Origin of the sequence: Micrococcus sp. KRD026 (assembly GCF_017168445.1) — a bacterium.
Classification (GTDB): domain Bacteria; phylum Actinomycetota; class Actinomycetes; order Actinomycetales; family Micrococcaceae; genus Micrococcus; species Micrococcus luteus.
In genome coordinates this window covers 1-16,610 of record NZ_JABFBA010000013.1, presented here as the reverse complement: position 1 = coordinate 16,610, position 16,610 = coordinate 1, and the positions used below count along the sequence as shown (strand labels likewise).

Genomic DNA, 16,610 nt, shown 5'->3' with positions numbered 1-16,610 from the left:
GACGAGGTTCGCCCCGGCCTCGTGTGGGAGATTCAGCGGGGCGAGCCGCCGTCGTCAGCCCGGACGCCGGGCGGGGCCGCGACGTCGCGGCGCACGAGCAGGAACGCCAGCACCAGGCCCGCCAGGGCGATGCCCGCACCGACCAGCGGCGGGGTCCGCAGCGACGCACCGGCCCCGATCGCGGCCGCCCCGACCCACGCGCCCATCGCGTTGGCCATGTTCAGCGCGGAGTGGTTGAGCGAACCGGCCAGCTGCGGTGCGGTGGGCGCGGAGTCCACGAGCAGCACCTGCAGGGACGGGGCGATCCCGGAGCCGCTGACGGCCACGCAGAAGAGGAACACGATCATCACCGGCGCCCACGTGGCCGTCAGCGCGACGGCGGCCAGCGAGACCGCGCTGAGCCCGAAGCTCAGGCGCAGGGTGCCCACCGGGTCGCGGTCCGTGAGGGCGCCGCTGACGAGCGTGCCGATCACCATGCCGACACCGTAGAGGGCCAGCACGGCGGGGACCCACCGTTCCTCAAGGCCCGCGACCTCCGTGAGCAGCGGCGCGATGTACGTGTAGAGCGCGAACATGCCGGCGAAGCCGATCACGCCCACGGCCACCGTCGCCCACAGGCGGCCGGAGGCCAGACCGCGCAGCTCGCGGCCGACCGAGGCGCCCGCGGGGGCCGGCACGGACGGGACGAGCCACGCGGTCGCCCCGACGCACAGGGCCGCGCAGACCGCCACGATGACGAACATCCAGCGCCAGCCGGCGGCCTGCCCGAGCGCTGTCGCGCCCGGCACGCCCAGCACGTTGGCCACGGACAGCCCGGCCATCACCCACGCCACGGCCTGGCCGCGGCGGGCGGGCCCGGCGAGGTCCGCCGCGGCCAGGGCGGCCGCGGAGAAGTAGGCGCCGTGGGGCAGGCCCGACACGAACCGGGCCGCCATCATGCTCCCCATGTCCGGGGCGAGGAAGGCGGCCACGTGCCCCACGACGAACAGCAGCATCAGCACGATGCTCGTGACCCGCCGGTCGACGCGGGCGAAGGACGCGGCCAGCAGGGGAGCGCCGATCACGACGCCCAGCGCGTACATGGAGATGAGCACGCCGCCGGCCTCGAGACCGATGCCGAGGTCGGCCACCGCCTGCGGCAGCAGGCCCATCATCGCGAACTCCGTGGTGCCGATCGCGAAGCTGCCCAGGGCCAGCGCGAGGATGGCCGGCAGCAGACGCACGCGCCGGCCGCCCAGCAGCGCGCCCGGGCCCATCGGCTCGGTCGGCGGGACGGACGGGTCCGGGCGCGTCGGACGCGGGGCGCGGGGGGAACGGTCGTGGGCGCCGTCGGCGGCGGGAGTGGGCGTGGGCACTCGCCCAGCCTACGGACTCCGGTCTGCGGGGGCGCGGGCCTCGCTAGCCTGGGCTCATGACCTCCGCCACACCCGCTCGCCCCGCGCCCGCCGCCAGCCCGACGACGTCGCCCCGGGACGGTGCGCGACCGCGGCTGGTCGTGGGGCTCGCGCTGCTCGACGATGCGGCCGCGCCGACCCGCCTGCTGGCGGCCCGCCGCAGCGCGCCCGCCACGCTGCGGGGACTCTGGGAGTTCCCCGGGGGCAAGGTCGAGCTGGGGGAGGGTGCCCAGGAGGCGCTGCTGCGGGAGTGTCGGGAGGAGCTCGGGGTCGCCGTGCGGCTCGGCCCCGAGGTGGCGGCGCCGGAGCCGGCCGGGTGGGAGCTGGCCAACGGCGCCCGGATGCGGGTGTTCTGGGGCGTCCTGGCGGAGGAGGGGGCGAGGCCCCGAGCCCTGCAGGACCACGACCTGCTGGCGTGGCTGCCGCTCGCCGGGCCGGGCGTGCGGCACCTGGACTGGATCCCGGCGGACCGGCCGATCGTGGCCGAGGTGCTCCGCGGCGCCGCCACGGCGTTCTCGGCGGGGCGCTGAGCCGACGCGGGGTCGGCCGTGCCCCGCGGACGGGTCAGAACAACGCGGGCTGCGCCGCCGGAGCGGAGGGCCGGGGTGCCGGGGTGCGCCGGGCCGGGGGACCGTCCTCGCGCCGGATGCCGTGCGCGCCGCCGCGTGCCAGGCCGTGCCGTGCGGCGGCCTCCCTGGCCACCCGGGTGAGCATGCGGCGGTACGACTCGGGCGCGTAGGCGGACCGGGCGTACATCTGCTCGTAGCCGGCCAGCAGATCCGGGTGCTCGCGGCGGATCCAGTCCAGGTACCACTCCTTCGCGCCCGGCCGCAGGTGAAGGGCGCCCGGCATGACGCGCGCCGCCCCGGCGTCCGCCAGCGCGCGCATGAGGGCGTCGATCTCGCGGTCCCCGTCCGTGAGCCACGGCAGCAGAGGCATGGCCATGACGGTGACGTCCGCACCCGCGGCGGCGAGCCGCTCGATCAGGCGCAGGCGTGCGGTCGGCGACGGCGTGCCCGGCTCGACCGCGGCGGCGATGGCGGGGTCGAGCATCGCCAGGGACAGCGAGACCTGCACCGGCACCTGGCGCGAGGCCGCCTGCAGCAGGGGCACATCCCGCGCGAGCAGGGTCCCCTTGGTCAGCACGGAGAACGGGGTGCCGGAATCGGCCAGGGCCCGGATGATCCCGGGCATCAGCGCGTAGCGGCCCTCGGCCCGCTGATACGGGTCCGTGTTCGTCCCCAACGCCACCGCCTCGCGGCCCCACGTGGGGCGGGCGAGTTCGGCGCGCAGCACCTCGGCGACGTTGACCTTCACGACGATCTGCCGGTCGAAGTCGGCCCCGGCGTCGAGCTCGAGGAAGGTGTGGGTGCTGCGGGCGTAGCAGTACCGGCAGGCGTGGGTGCAGCCGCGGTACGGGTTCACGGTCCAGCGGAACGGCATGGCCGAGGCAGACGGCACCGAGTTCAGTGCGGTCTTGGCGAGCACCTCATGGAAGGTGACCCCCGCGAACTCCGGGGTGGTGACACTCCGCTGCAGGTCCGAGAGCGGCAGCAGGGCGGCGGAGCCGGCCGGTGTGCCGGCCGTCGCCCGCTGGGCTCCGCCCTCGGACCGCAGGGTCTGCGCTTCCCATCGCATGGCCAGAAGTAGAACACATGTTCGAATCGACCCGCAAGCGTGTTCGAGTCCGTGCGTGGCGCGGGCGCCCAGACGCGCCTACCGTGGTCGCCATGACCTCCCGTGCACCCGCCCCGGCCGCCCGCGTCCTGCTCACGGGCTTCGAGCCCTTCGGCGGGGACGTCCACAACCCGTCGATCGCGGCCGCACGGGACGCCGTGGGCATCCTGGCGGACCGGGGTGTGTCGGCCGAGGCGGTCGAGCTGCCGTGCGCGTTCGGCGCGGCCGGGCCGGCCCTGACCGCGGCCCTCGACCGGGTCCGGCCGGAGGTGGCGATCGCCGTCGGGCTGGCCGGCGGCACGGCGGCGGTCCGGGTCGAGCGGGTGGCCGTGAACCTGCAGGACGCCCGGATCCCTGACAACGCGGGGGACCAGCCCGTGGACCGGCCCGTGCGCGCCGACGGGCCCGCGGCCCTGTTCGCCACCCTGCCCGCCAAGCGTGCCGTCGCCGCCATCCGGGCGGCCGGCGTCGCCGCGGAGCCGTCCCTGTCCGCGGGCGCATTCGTGTGCAACCATGTCATGTACGCGCTCCTCGACGCCCCCGGCACCGCCCGGGCCGCCGGCTTCCTCCACGTGCCGTGGGATACCGAGCACCGCCCGACGCCGGACACCCCGGCCCTGCCCGCGGCCGACCTGGCGCGCGCGGTGGCCGAGGCCGCCCTGGCGGCGCTGGTCGGCGGCCCCGACCTCGACGTCCCCGGCGGCACCCTGCACTGACCCCCGGACCCCGGGTCCGTGTCGGCGCGACCTCCCGTGCCCGTCAGCGGCGCGGCCGCAGGCCGCGGACCACGGGTCGCTCGACGTAGCCGCCCAGGGCCAGGCCCGCGCGTCGTTCGAAGACGTTGCGCGACGCCGGGTCCCCGGTCCGCCACGTCGACCACGCCGCCGCGAGCGCGTACGCCGGCAGGAACGGCAGACCCAGCAGGAGGGCGTACTGGTCCGCATGGCCGGCCTCGTGCCGCCACAGCGCGGGCGTCATGCGCAGGCCGGGGCGGGTGAACACGACGTCGCCGACCGTGAACGCGGCCCCGCCCGGAAACCGGTGCGTCCAGCCGCGGGCCTCGATCAGCCCGTGCGGCCCGGGCCGCAGCGCGCAGCCGGCGGCGACGGCGCCCACCAGCCCCAGCGGCGTCGCCAGGTTCAGCAGGTTCCACAGCCCGCGCGCCCGCACGTGCGCCGGAGGCGACGGCCGGGAGGGGTCGGCGGTCACGGCCGTGTCGCGGGGTCGACGTCACCGGCGGGGGACCCGGACGCGGGGACGTCGAAGTAGAGCAGGGCATGGGCGGCGCAGCCCGGGTTGAACGGCGCTCCGCAGGCCGGACACGCGGGATCGGCGGTGGCCTCGAGGGCGAGGTAGGCGGCCACGCTCAGCTCGGTGCGGCACACCCCGCACAGCACGTGCGGCCGGTCGAAGTCGCCGGCCGGCACCGGTACGGCCGGGTGGTCGGCGAGCTCCGCGTGGCAGCGGTGGCAGGACCAGTACGCGGGGCAGCAGGCGAAGCGCAGGGCGACGACGTCCCGCGCCGTGGCGTAATGGGCGCAGCGGGTCTGCGCGTCCAGGCCCACGCCCCGCAGCAGCGGGTCGGTGCCGTCGAGGGAGTCCGGGGCGGTCATGCGCCTCAGCCTAGGTGTGATGTCCAGGGACGTTGTTGCGTGAACAGCTGACAGGCGAAGGCCTCCTGTTGCGAGAGTGGAGTTGTCGAGAAACCGCTCACGCGAACAGAAGGCCTTCATGTCCCACGCTAACGCCGCCCTGACCCCTCGCGCCCGCCTACGCCTGGCCAAGCTCATCGTCGAGGAGCACTGGCCGGTCGCCACCGCGGCCAAGATGTTCATGGTCTCCCCACCCACCGCACGCAAATGGGCCACACGCTTCCGGGCCGAGGGACCTGCAGGGATGGCAGACCGGTCCAGCCGGCCGTCCACGATGCCGACCAGAACACCGCCGGCGGTGGTGAAACAGATCGTGGCCGCCCGATGGCGCCGACGCCTGGGGCCGGCACAGATCGCTGGAGAACTCGGGATGCCGGCCTCCACCGTCCATGCCGTGCTCGTGCGCTGCCGGATCAACCGCCTCGCCCGTCTGGACCGGGTCACCGGCGAGCCGATCCGCCGCTACGAGCACCCCCACCCCGGGTCGCTGATCCACGTCGACGTCACCAAGTTCGGGCGCATCCCCGACGGGGGCGGACACCGATTCGTCGGGCGCCAGCAGGGCATGAAGCACCGCGCGGCGACCTCGGACCGCGAAGGAACCCGTGATGCCCGATACCAGCCCCGGCTCGGGGTGGGCTTTCTGCACACCGTGATCGATGATCACTCCCGCTTCGCCTATGTCGAGATGCACTCCGATGAACGCAGCCAGACGGCCATCGAGGTGTTGCGCCGCGCGGTCGCCCACTTCGCGCGCCTGGGCGTGGAGGTGGAGCGGGTGCTCTCGGACAACGGCTCGGCCTACCGCTCGCATGCCTGGCGTGATGCCTGCACCGAGCTCGGGATCAAGCCCAAGCGGACTCGGCCCTACCGGCCGCAGACGAACGGGAAGATTGAGCGGTTCCATCGCACGCTCGCTGACGGGTGGGCCTACGCCCGGTTCTATAGCTCAGAGACGGAGCGCAGGGCCGCGTTGCCTGGATGGCTGCACTTCTACAATCATCATCGCGTCCACTCCGCGATCGGCGCCGCGCCTGCCACCAGGCTCAACAACCTCCCTGGACATCACACCTAGGTGTAGGAGGGCATGACGTTGTTGACTCGGGCCGGGGCCAGTGAGGCCGGCGGGGCGTTCCCGCAGGAGGTATGAGGCCGATGGTAGTTGTAGTGGTTCACCCACACCGCCAGGGCCTCACGCCGAGCCTGCTCTGAGGAGTACGGGCGGGCGTAGAGGACCTCATCGACCATCAGCCGGTTGTACCGCTCGACCTTCCCGTTATGGCGCGGGGTGTAGGGCCGGATCCGGTGATGCCGGCCTCCGAGCGAGACCACCTTCCGGGTGAAGTCCGCAGCCCGGTAGTTGTTCCCGTTGTCCGTGACCACCCTGTCGATCCGGATGCCGTGGGCGGCGAAGAACGCCCTCGCCCGGCAGAAGAACCCGATCGTGGTCACCGTCCGCTCATCCTCCAACGCCTCGGTGTACGCCAGGCGGGTGAACCCGTCGATCGCCGAATGCAGATAGGTGTACCCGACCCGCCGGCCTGCACCACGCTTGGAAGCACGGCCTGCTTCACTTTCACGTCCGTGGGTGCGCCAGCCGCCCCCGTCTGGGATCTTCCCGATCTTCTTCACATCCAGGTGCACCATGTGCCCTGGCCCTCTCGCGGTGATCTTCTGGGGTCGTTGGCGCAGGTCTTCTCCGGCCGGGGTCAGGTCCCGTAGGCGGGAGATCCCGAGTCGGTGCAGCCACCGTCCCACGGTACGAAGACACACCCGGTGGCCCTCGGAGACGAGGTGGTGATGGATGCGCCGTGCGGACCACTTGCGCTCCCGCCGCAGGGCGTGGATCTGGGCGACCAGGACCGGATCGAGCTGGGCAGGTGAACGGTGCGGCCGGCTGGGCAGGTCCTGAAGGCCGGCTTCTCCCTGGGCGCGGTAGCGGGCGACCCAGGTGGCCACCGTGGGCCGGCTCACCCGGAACTCGGCGGCCACGTGTGCCTGCGGGATCCCGTCGTGCAGGTGGCGGTGGACCATCCTGAGTCGGCCAGTGGGGGTCAGGGGTGCGTTAGCGTGAGTCATGAGTGGGTCTTTTCGGGCAGGTCGGTGGTGTAGGAACTTCCATCCTGCGGGAGAGGCCCACTCGTCTCATCTCAGCCCGGTACCCATGTCAAGAACCTCATGACCCACAACACCTAGGCCGAGCGCGCCCGGGGCGGACACTAGACTGACGGGCGTCCCACCGTCCCCCATGCGAAGGTCGTTGCCCTGATGACACCCAGCCCCGAGACCGGCGCGGAGCCCACCGCGCCCGTGGCGGAGATCTCCCCCGTGGACGCGGAGGCGGTGGAGGCCGCCGTGCAGGCCGCGCTCGCCGCGTACGAGGCCGCGGCGGACCTCGATGAGCTCAAGGCCGCCCGCCTGGCCCACACCGGCGACCGGGCCCCCCTGACTCTCGCGAACAAGGCGATCGGCGCCCTGCCCAAGGAGCGCAAGGCGGAGGCCGGCAAGCTCATGGGCGCCGCACGCGGCCGCCTGGGCAAGGCCCTGGCCGCCCGCACCGAGGTGCTCGAGGCGGAGCAGGCCGCACGGATCCTGCGCGAAGAGACGGTGGATGTGACCACCGCGGTCCGTCGCCGCCGCGTCGGCGCCCGTCACCCGCTCTCGCTGACGATGGACCGCGTCTCGGAGATCTTCGTCGGCATGGGCTGGGAGATCGCGGAGGGCCCCGAGCTCGAGTCCGAGTGGTTCAACTTCGACTCCCTCAACTTCGCGCCGGACCATCCGGCCCGCGAGATGCAGGACACCTTCTTCGTGGCCCCGGCCGAGGCCCACCTTCTGCTGCGCACCCACACCTCCCCGGTGCAGATGCGCTCCCTGCTCGAGCGGGGCGCCCCCACCTACGTGCTGTGCCCGGGCCGCACCTTCCGCACGGACGAGCTGGACGCCACGCACACCCCGGTGTTCCACCAGTTCGAGGGCCTGGCCGTGGACAAGGGCCTGACCATGGCCCACCTGCGCGGCACCCTCGAGTACTTCGCCCGCCAGATGTTCGGGGCCGAGGCGGCCATCCGCCTGCGCCCGAACTTCTTCCCGTTCACCGAGCCCAGCGCCGAGCTGGACATCTGGCACCCCGGCGCCAAGGGCGGGCCCCGCTGGATCGAGTGGGGCGGCTGCGGCATGGTGCACCCGAACGTGCTGCGTGCCGCGGGCCTGGACCCGGAGGAGTACTCCGGCTTCGCGTTCGGCATGGGCGTGGAGCGCACGCTCATGTTCCGCAACGAGGTCCCGGACATGCACGACATGATCGAGGGCGACGTCCGCTTCTCCCAGCACTTCGGAATGGAGGTCTGATCCATGCGCATCCCCCTGGGTTGGCTGCGGGAGTTCGTCCCCGTGCCCGCGGAGCACCGTGCCGAGGACGTGATGGCCGACCTCGTCCGCGTCGGCCTCGAGGAGGAGGACGTCCACCGTCCGGCCGCCGAGCTGCAGGGCCCGATCGTCGTCGGGCAGGTGCTCTCCAAGGAGCCCGAGCCGCAGAAGAACGGCAAGACCATCAACTGGTGCTCCGTGCGGGTGGTTCCCGAGGGCGCCGCCCAGCCGCTCACCGGCGAGGGCATCGAGCCCTCCGGCGTGCAGGGCATCGTGTGCGGCGCCCACAACTTCGAGGTCGGGGACAAGGTCGTCGTGACCCTGCCCGGCGCGGTGCTGCCCGGCGACTTCCGCATCAGCCCCCGCAAGACCTACGGGCACGTCTCGGCCGGCATGATCGCCTCCAGCACGGAGCTGGGCATGGGCGACGACGGCACGGACGGGATCATCGTGCTCGGCGACCTCGGGCTCGACCCCGAGCCGGGCACCGACGCCCGGGACGTCCTGGACCTGCACGGCGAGGCCGCCGAGATCAACGTGACGCCCGACCGCGGCTACGCGTTCTCGATGCGCGGCGTCGCGCGCGAGTACGCGCACGCCACCGGCGTGCCCTTCACGGACCCGGCCGCCGCCGTCCACCCGCCCGCGGCCGACGACGCCGGCCCGGCCGTCCGGATCGACGACGACGCGCCGATCCACGGCGAGCCCGGGGCCACCCGCTTCGTCGCCCGCACGGTCTCCGGCGTGGACGCGACCCGTCCGACCCCGCCGTGGCTGGCCGCGCGCCTGCGCCTGGCCGGCATCCGCACCATCTCCCTGCCGGTGGACATCTCCAACTACGTGATGTGGGAGCTGGGCCAGCCCCTGCACTTCTACGACGCGGACACGCTCTCCGGCGAGATCGTGGTGCGCCGCGCGCGGGCCGGAGAGACCCTGACCACCCTCGACGGCAAGGAGCGCGAGCTCGACCCCGAGGACCTGCTCATCGCGGACGACTCCGGCCCCATCGGCCTGGCGGGCGTCATGGGCGGGGCCGCCACCGAGGTCACGGACGCCACCACCACGATCGTGGTCGAGTCCGCGAACTTCGACCCGGTGTCGATCGCCCGCACGCGACGCCGGCACCGCCTGCCCTCGGAGGCGTCGAAGCGCAACGAGCGCGGCGTCGACTGGGAGGTCGCCGACGAGGCGGCCGAGCGGGCCGTGCAGCTGCTCGTCGAGCTCGCCGGCGGCACCGCCGAGCCCGGGGTCACCGACGTCGGGACGCGGCCGCAGCCGGCCGTCGTCGAGATGGCCGCCGACTTCCCCTCCGCCCTGGTGGGCGTGGCGTACACGACCGACGAGGTCGTGGAGACGCTGCGGGCCCTGGGTGCCGAGGTGACCGTCGCCGAGGCCGCCGACGACGCCGCCCCACGGCTGACCGTGACCGCCCCGTCGTGGCGCACGGACCTGCGCATCCCCGAGGACCTCGCCGAGGAGGTCGCGCGCCTGCGCGGCTACGACGCGATCCCCTCGGTGGTGCCCGTGGCCCCGCCGGGCCGCGGCTTCACCCGCCGCCAGGCCCAGCGTCGCCGCGTGTCGGCCGCGCTCGCGGCCGCGGGTCTCACCGAGGTGCTCGCCTACCCGTTCGTCTCCGAGGAGCAGAACCGGCGTTTCGGGGCGGACTCGGACGAGCAGGGCCAGGCCCTGGCGATGGTGGCCCTGGCCAATCCGATCGCCTCCCAGTACCGGCACCTGCGCCTGTCGCTGCTGCCGGGCCTGGTCGAGACCGCGCGCCGCAACCTCGGCCGCGGCTTCCGCGATCTGGCGCTGTACGAGATGGGGCTGGTCTTCCTGCCCGGCGCGCAGCTGGGCTCGGCGACGATCCCCCCGCGCGCGGTCCATCCCTCCCCCGAGGTCCTCGCCGACCTCGAGGCCGGCATCCCCGCCCAGCCGTGGCACGTGGCCGGTCTGTACGCCGGGCACGACTCGGCGCCCGGGCCGGACCACGCCCCCCGCCCGGTGGACTGGCAGGACGCGGTCGCCGGGGCCCTCGACGTGGCCGACGTCCTCGGCGTCGAGCTGACCGTCCGGCAGGGCCGGCACCACGCGTTCCACCCGGGCCGGGTGGCCGAGCTCGTCGTCGTGACCGAGCACGGGGACCGGGTGGTGGGCGTGGCCGGCGAGCTGCACCCGCAGTGGCTCGAGGCCGAGGATCTGCCCGCCCGCATGAGCGTGTGGGAGCTGGACCTGGACGCGCTGTGCGCCGCGGCGCCCGAGACCGTGGTCGCCGCGCCGCTGTCCACGTTCCCCGTGAGCACGCAGGACGTGGCGCTCGTGGTGGACGAGGCCGTCGTGGCCGGGGACGTGCGCGCGACCCTCGCCGAGGGCGCCGGGGAGCTGCTCGAGGCCGTCGAGCTGTTCGACGTCTACCGGGGCGCGGGCGTGCCGGAGGGGCGGAAGTCCCTCGCGTTCTCCCTGCGGTTCCGCGCCCCCGACCGCACGCTCACCGCGGAGGAGGCCTCCGAGGCCCGCGCCGCGGCCACCGCGCTCGCGGCGCAGCGGCACGGGGCGGTCCAGCGCTGACCGTGTCCGCCGCGACCGGCCCGTGGGGCCTGACGTCGGCCGTCCCCGCCTCGGCGGGGGCGGCCGACGCCGTCTCCGCGCTGCTCGGTCAGGTGCGCACCGCCCTGACGGCGGCCTGGGGCGTGCCGGTGGGGCCGCTCGGGCTCCGGCACGCCTGCGCGGGCTGCGGCTCGGCCGCGCACGGCGTCCCCGCGCTGACCGGCCTGCCTCCCGGCCGGGTCGCGCTCGTCTCGTTCACGCACGTCCGGATGCCCGGCGCCGAGGATCGGGCGCGGATCGGGGCGTGGTGGGCGCCGGCACGGCCCGCCGACGGGCTCGGCCTCGGGGTGGACGTCGAGCGGGCGGACGCCGCGGCCTTCGCGGACGAGGACGGCCTGGGCGGGGTGGGCTTCTCGACGGCGGAGCGCGCCCGAATGCGGGAGCTTCCCGGCCCCGAGAGGCCCGCCGCGCGGGCCCGGCTGTGGACGCGCAAGGAGGCGCTCGTGAAGGCCGCCGGCACCGGCTTCACGGGCGACCCCGCCGCCGTCGACGCGCTGACCGTGCCGGCCGACGTCGTGCTGGTGGACCTGACCGACCGGCTGCCGGGCGGTCTCGTCGGGGCGCTGGCGCGGCGGGGCCGCTGAGTCGACCGCGCGGCCGCCTCAGCCCGGGAACGGCGGCAGGGCGGGCCGCAGCGTCCACGCGTCGAAGAGCTCGTCCACCTGCGCCCGGCTCACCCCGGCGTGCGGGGCCCATGCGTGCACGTGCGTGCGCAGACCCAGGGAGTCGACGGTGCCGAACCGGTGCTCCCGCACCCAGGCGCGCAGCATGGAGCCGAAGAGGTCCGCGCCGAGCAGGTGCCGCAGCGCCTCCACGGTGAGCGCGCCGCGCTTGTACACCCAGTCCTCGAACATCTCCTCCGGCCCGGGCTCGGCCAGCGCCTGCTCCACCGGGTGCGCGGCCAGCTTCTGCCAGGCCCGCCGCGCCATCGAGGTGATGCTGGACCGCCCCGAGGCCTCGGCCCACAGCCACTCGGACCAGCAGGCGAAGCCCTCGTGCAGCCACAGGTCGGACCAGCGGCCCAGGGTCACGGCGTTGCCGAACCACTGGTGGGACATCTCATGGGCGATCAGCCGCTCGGACTCCCACGAGCCGTCCAGGTGGTTGGTGCCGAACAGGGACATGCCCGCGGCCTCGAGCGGGATCTCGAGCTCCTCGTCGGCCACGACCGCGGTGTAGTCCTCGAACGGGTACGCCCCGTAGGCATCGATGAACGTGGCCATCATGGCCGGCTGGGGGGCGAGGGCCAGGCGGGCCCGCTGCTCGGTCCGCGGGGAGACCACGAGACGCAGCGGCGGCAGGCCCTCGGCGGGAGGGGCGGCGTCCACGAGCCGGTAGCGGCCGATCTGCACGCTGAGCAGGTAGGCGGGCACGGGCTGGTCGAGCCGCCACCGCCACGTGACCCGCGAACCGCGCGTGCGCACGGGTGCGCCCACGCCGTTGGCGACGGGCAGGTAGCCCGCATCGCAGGTGAGGGTGATCTCCGCCGTCGAGCGCGAGGTGGGGGAGTCCACGCACGGCAGCCACGTGGAGGCCCCGTGGGGCTGCCCGGCCACGAGCACGCCGTCCGTGAGCTCCTCCCAGCCGATGGTGCCCCATGGGCTGCGCCGCAGCGTGGGCGTGCCCGCGTAGACCACGGTGAGCTCCACGAGCGTGCCCTCCGGCCGGCTCTCGCCCAGGTCCACGACGAGGCGGCTCGGGGCGCGGCCCGGCTGGGTGAACGAGGAGGCGATGGCGCGGCCGTCGATGACGGCGTCCACCCGGGACACGCGCAGCCGGTGCAGGTCCAGCTCGATGCGGCGGCTCTGCTTCGTCAGGCGCACGCGCAGGACGGCGGTGCCGGAGACCCGGTTCGCGGCCAGGCGCACGTCGAGGTCCAGCGCGATGTGCTCGATGGTGGCGGCGTCGGTGCCGACGCCCGGGACGTAGGGATCGGTGCTCATGCTTCCTCTCGGGAGGGGGTGGCCGCGGCGGCGGGCTCGCCGTCGGGACGACGCCACGGGGAGACCGGGTTGCCGAGCCACCACGTGCCGGCGGGCAGCTCCTCGCCGCGCATCACGAGGGACCCGGCGCCGACGGTGGTGCCGCGGCCCAGGCGAGCGGCGGGCAGCACCACGGAGTGGGGGCCGAGGGTGGCGCCGTCCTCCAGGACGACGGCGTCCAGGGACATCACGCGGTCGTGGAACAGGTGGGTCTGGACGACGCAGCCGCGGTTCACGGTGGCGCCGTCGCCGAGCTCCACGAGGTCGGCCTCGGGCAGCCAGTAGGACTCGACCCAGGCGCCGTGACCGATGCGGGCGCCCATCGCGCGCAGGAACCAGACCAGGGCGGGGGTGCCGGCCGCGGCCCGGCTGAACCACGGGGCGGCGAGGAACTCGGTGAAGGTGTCCGCGACCTCGTTGCGCCAGATGAACGAGGACCACAGCGGGTGCTCGCCCGCACGGATCCGGCCGACGAAGACCCGCTTGGCGAGCACGGTCAGGCCCGCCGCGACCGCGCCGGCCGCGAGCAGGACGACGCCGCCCAGGACGAAGGCCAGCACCCACGTGCCGACCGCGATGAGGGCGGCCAGCGTCGCGCCGACGGCGATGGACAGGGCCACGTGCAGCCACACCGGGATCGCGCGCAGCAGCTCCCAGGCGGTGCGGGCGGCCTTGAGCCGGGCCGGCGGATCGTAGGTGAGGGAGACGTCCGCGGTGACCTCGTTGCGGCGCAGGCGCACGGGCGGGGAGCCCATCCAGGACGTGCCCGCCTTGGTCTTGGCCGGGGTGGTGGACAGCACCGCCACGAGCGAGTCGCGGCGCAGGGTACGGCCGCCGGGCACCATGCCGGAGTTGCCCACGAACGAGCGCTTGCCGACCTTCGCGGGGGCCACGTGCATCCACCCGCCGTCGAGGGAGTAGGAGGAGACCATCGTGTCGTCGGCGAGGAACGCGCCGTCGCCCACGCGGGTCATGCACGGCACGAGCACCACGGTGGAGGCCTCGACGCCGCGGCCCACCTCGGCGCCCAGCAGGCGCAGCCACGTCGGCGTGAAGCGGGAGGCGTAGATCGGGAAGAGCTGGTCGCGGGCGGCGTCGAGGACGCGCTCGGTGGCCCACACCTGCCAGCCGACCCGGGAGCGCACGGGGTGGTGCCCCTCCGTGATGCCGAGCGCGAGCAGGCGCACCGTGACGAGCACGAGCAGCATCTGGATCAGGAACCACACGCCGGCCACCAGGGGGCTCGCGGCCAGCAGGCGCGCCGCGGTGGTCCCGACGGCGGCCAGCGGTCCCGCCTCCGGGGCCGGCGGCCACCAGGTCAGCGACCACGCGGCCACCGCGGCCGCCGCGGCGGCGGAGACGAGCGGCAGGAGGGAGATGAGGGTCGAGAGGACGGTCGCCATCAGGCGCCAGCCCGGGGTCTCCCGCGGCGCCTCGGCGGGGCCGCGGGACTTCACCTTGCCCACCTTGACGGCGGGGGAGCCGGCGTGGCGCTGGCCGCCGCGCACCCGCCCGGCGACGGTGGACCCGGCCTCGACGTGCGCCCCGGCGCCGACCCGGGCGCCCGGCAGGAGCGTGGAGCGGGCGCCCACGACGGCGTCCGCGCCGATGCGCACCTCGCCGAGCCGGACGACGTCGCCGTCGACCCAGTAGCCGGACAGGTCCACCTCGGGCTCGATCGCGGCGCCCTCCTCGACCGTGAGCATGCCGGTGACCGGTGGCACGGTGTGCATGTCCACGTCCCTGCCGATCCGGTTGCCCAGCAGCCGCGCGTAGGCGGGCACCCACGTGGCGCCGGCCAGCGAGTAGGGGTCCACGAGGTCGCTGATCTGCTGGGCGAGCCACAGGCGCAGGTGGACGCGGCCGCCGCGCGGGTAGGACCCGGGGCTCACGCCGCGCAGCAGCAGCCGGGCCGTCGCGGCGGTGAGCAGCATGCGGCCGGGCACGGTCACCACCAGCAGGCCGGCCACGATCAGCACCCACCACGGCACGGTGGGCAGCCCGGGCGCGAGCCCGGAGAGCGTCAGCAGGTTCAGGGCCAGGCCGGTCCACACGCCCAGGCGCAGGGCGGGCAGGACGAACACGGGCAGCCCCACGAGGGTCTGGACCCACTGGGTGCGGTGGCGGGTGCGGTCGACGTGCCGGTCGTGCACCTCGATGCCGCGGGGGCCGTCCTCGCCCACGACGGCGGCCACGAGGGCCCCGGCGGTGGGGTTGCGGTAGACGTCCTGGACGGTCACGGCCGGGTGGCGCAGGCGCAGGCGGGCCACGAGCTGGGCCGCGGCGAGTGAGCCGCCGCCGGCCTCGAAGAAGTCGGTGTCGGCGTCCTTGGGGGGCGCGCCGAGCACGTCCGCCCACTGGCGCAGCACCCAGCCGTCGGCGGTGTCCTCGTCCGGCTGGGGCGCGTCCTCGTCCACCTCGGCGCCGGGCAGGGGCCACGGCAGCGCGTGGCGGTCCACCTTGCCGGAGGTCTTCGTGGGCAGGGAGTCCACGACGGCCAGCCGGGGCACGAGGGCGGCCGGCAGCTCCGCCGCGAGGTGCTCGCGGGCCATGTGCAGGTCGAGCCCGGCCTCGGGGTCCGCGGGCACGAGGTAGCCGACGAGGATCTGGTGGCCCGCCGGGGTGGTCTGCACGGCCGCGGCGCCGCCGTGGACACCGGGCAGGGCCTGGAGGGCCGCGTCCACCTCGCCGAGCTCGATGCGCCGGCCGCCGAGCTTCACCTGGTCGTCGGCGCGGCCGACGAACAGCAGGCCCTCCGGTTCGAAGACCACGAGGTCGCCGGAGCGGTAGGCGCGCATCCAGCCGAGGGAGGGCATGGGGGCGTACTTCTCGGCGTCCTTGGCCGGGTCGAGGTAGCGGGCCAGGCCGACGCCGCCGATGATCAGCTCGCCCGTCTCGCCCTCGGCCACGGGCAGCGTGGTCTGCGGGTCGACGACGGCCAGGTCCCAGCCGTCCAGGGGCAGGCCGATGCGGACCGGGCCGAGACCGGTGAGCGGGGCCGCGCACGCGACGACGGTGGCCTCCGTGGGGCCGTAGGTGTTCCAGACCTCGCGGCCGTCCTCCGCCAGGCGCGCGGCGAGGTCGGGCGGGCAGGCCTCGCCGCCGAAGATCAGCAGCCGGACGTTGTCCATGGCCTCGGTGGGCCACATCGCGGCGAGGGTCGGCACGGTGGACACGGCGGTGATGCGCCGCTCGGCGAGCCACGGGCCGAGGTCCATGCCGGAGCGCACGAGCGAGCGGGGGGCCGGGACCAGGCACGCACCGTGACGCCAGGCGAGCCACATCTCCTCGCACGAGGCGTCGAACGCGACGGACAGTCCCGCCAGCACGCGGTCGCCCGGGGCGAGCGGATCGTCCGCCAGGAAGATCCGCGCCTCGGCGTCCACGAAGGCCGCGGCCGAGCGGTGGCTCACCGCCACGCCCTTGGGGGTGCCCGTCGAGCCAGAGGTGAAGATGATCCACGCGTCGTCCTCGAGCCCGGGGGCGCGGGCCTCCGCGGCCGGGTCCGCGGTGTGCTCGGGGTGCGGGGCGTAGACCCGCTCGTCGGTGAGGACGCCGGCCACCTTCGCCTCGCCGAACACGAGGCGGGCGCGCTCCTCCGGATCGTCCGCGTCCACGGGGACGTAGGCCGCGCCGGCGGCGAGCACGCCGAGGATCGAGACGTACAGCGCGGCCGTGCCCGAGGCGATCCGCACGCCGACCCGGTCTCCCGCCCGCACGCCGGCGGCCCACAGGTGGCGGGCGGTCTCGTCGACGCGCTCCCGCAGCTCCGCGTACGTCAGCGGCTCGACGCCGTCGTCCAGGGCGGTCGCGTCCGGGTGCTCGCGCGCCGTGGCGTCGAAGAGCTCCACGAGCGTCCGGGCGGGCGGGGTGCGCTCGGAGCCGGGCAGCTGCGGCCGATGCGGCGCGCCCGCGGGGTCGAGGGGGACGGA

At 74.9% G+C, this 16,610-nt stretch carries 13 protein-coding genes; 6 read left to right on the top strand and 7 right to left on the bottom strand.

Annotated features, from left to right (window positions below; translation table 11 throughout):
• Nucleotides 1–32: 32 nt before the first annotated feature.
• Nucleotides 33–1,355, bottom strand: a complete 1,323-nt coding sequence (locus J1M40_RS04955; protein WP_206450522.1) for an MFS transporter — start codon at nt 1,353–1,355, stop codon at nt 33–35.
• A gap of 56 nt (nt 1,356–1,411) precedes the next feature.
• Here J1M40_RS04955 and J1M40_RS04950 point away from each other — a divergent pair, with 56 nt between their 5' ends.
• Nucleotides 1,412–1,924, top strand: coding sequence for an NUDIX domain-containing protein (locus J1M40_RS04950; protein ID WP_144879532.1), 513 nt, complete (start codon nt 1,412–1,414; stop codon nt 1,922–1,924).
• Between the two features lie 34 nt (nt 1,925–1,958).
• Here J1M40_RS04950 and J1M40_RS04945 read toward each other — a convergent pair whose 3' ends face one another.
• The gene (locus tag J1M40_RS04945) at nt 1,959–3,032 is read right to left on the bottom strand and encodes an Rv2578c family radical SAM protein (protein ID WP_206450521.1); all 1,074 of its coding nucleotides are present in this window, start codon (nt 3,030–3,032) and stop codon (nt 1,959–1,961) included.
• Nucleotides 3,033–3,124: 92 nt separating this feature from the next.
• Between J1M40_RS04945 and J1M40_RS04940 the strand changes: the two genes are divergently transcribed.
• Nucleotides 3,125–3,787 (top strand): pyroglutamyl-peptidase I, encoded by a 663-nt coding sequence (locus tag J1M40_RS04940; RefSeq protein WP_241252088.1) that lies wholly within the window; start codon nt 3,125–3,127, stop codon nt 3,785–3,787.
• A 43-nt stretch (nt 3,788–3,830) separates the two neighbouring features.
• On the opposite strand, the gene J1M40_RS04935 is transcribed toward J1M40_RS04940, so the two are convergent.
• Both J1M40_RS04935 and J1M40_RS04930 read right to left on the bottom strand, forming a co-directional pair.
• A complete protein-coding gene (locus J1M40_RS04935; protein ID WP_206450519.1) occupies nt 3,831–4,280 on the bottom strand; it encodes a hypothetical protein in 450 nt (149 codons plus the stop codon).
• Nucleotides 4,277–4,684, bottom strand: a complete 408-nt coding sequence (locus J1M40_RS04930; RefSeq protein WP_206450518.1) for a CHY zinc finger protein — start codon at nt 4,682–4,684, stop codon at nt 4,277–4,279. Before J1M40_RS04930 ends, J1M40_RS04935 begins: the two co-directional genes overlap by 4 nt.
• 118 nt (nt 4,685–4,802) lie before the next feature.
• Here J1M40_RS04930 and J1M40_RS04925 point away from each other — a divergent pair, with 118 nt between their 5' ends.
• Entirely contained in the window at nt 4,803–5,798 is a 996-nt protein-coding gene (locus J1M40_RS04925) for an IS481 family transposase (RefSeq protein WP_206450552.1), read from the top strand.
• Here the strand turns inward: J1M40_RS04925 and J1M40_RS04920 are convergent.
• On the bottom strand, nt 5,795–6,802 hold the full coding sequence (locus J1M40_RS04920) for an IS481 family transposase (protein ID WP_206450517.1): 1,008 nt from the start codon (nt 6,800–6,802) through the stop codon (nt 5,795–5,797). The genes J1M40_RS04925 and J1M40_RS04920 overlap by 4 nt on opposite strands.
• A 189-nt stretch (nt 6,803–6,991) precedes the next feature.
• Between J1M40_RS04920 and pheS the strand changes: the two genes are divergently transcribed.
• From pheS to J1M40_RS04905, 3 genes are read left to right on the top strand one after another with little or no spacing between them, the layout of a single operon-like run.
• A complete protein-coding gene (gene pheS, locus J1M40_RS04915) occupies nt 6,992–8,074 on the top strand; it encodes a phenylalanine--tRNA ligase subunit alpha (RefSeq protein ID WP_012750956.1) in 1,083 nt (360 codons plus the stop codon).
• 3 nt (nt 8,075–8,077) lie between these two features.
• Entirely contained in the window at nt 8,078–10,657 is a 2,580-nt protein-coding gene (gene pheT / locus J1M40_RS04910) for a phenylalanine--tRNA ligase subunit beta (protein WP_206450516.1), read from the top strand.
• Between the two features lie 2 nt (nt 10,658–10,659).
• Nucleotides 10,660–11,280, top strand: coding sequence for a 4'-phosphopantetheinyl transferase superfamily protein (locus J1M40_RS04905; RefSeq protein ID WP_206450515.1), 621 nt, complete (start codon nt 10,660–10,662; stop codon nt 11,278–11,280).
• Nucleotides 11,281–11,298: 18 nt separating this feature from the next.
• On the opposite strand, the gene J1M40_RS04900 is transcribed toward J1M40_RS04905, so the two are convergent.
• Together J1M40_RS04900 and J1M40_RS04895 are read right to left on the bottom strand one after the other, a co-directional pair.
• Nucleotides 11,299–12,639, bottom strand: coding sequence for a M1 family metallopeptidase (locus J1M40_RS04900; RefSeq protein WP_206450514.1), 1,341 nt, complete (start codon nt 12,637–12,639; stop codon nt 11,299–11,301).
• A partial coding sequence (locus J1M40_RS04895) for a Pls/PosA family non-ribosomal peptide synthetase (RefSeq protein ID WP_342356885.1) occupies nt 12,636–16,610 on the bottom strand: 3,975 nt, incomplete at its 5' end. The genes J1M40_RS04900 and J1M40_RS04895, both read right to left, overlap by 4 nt.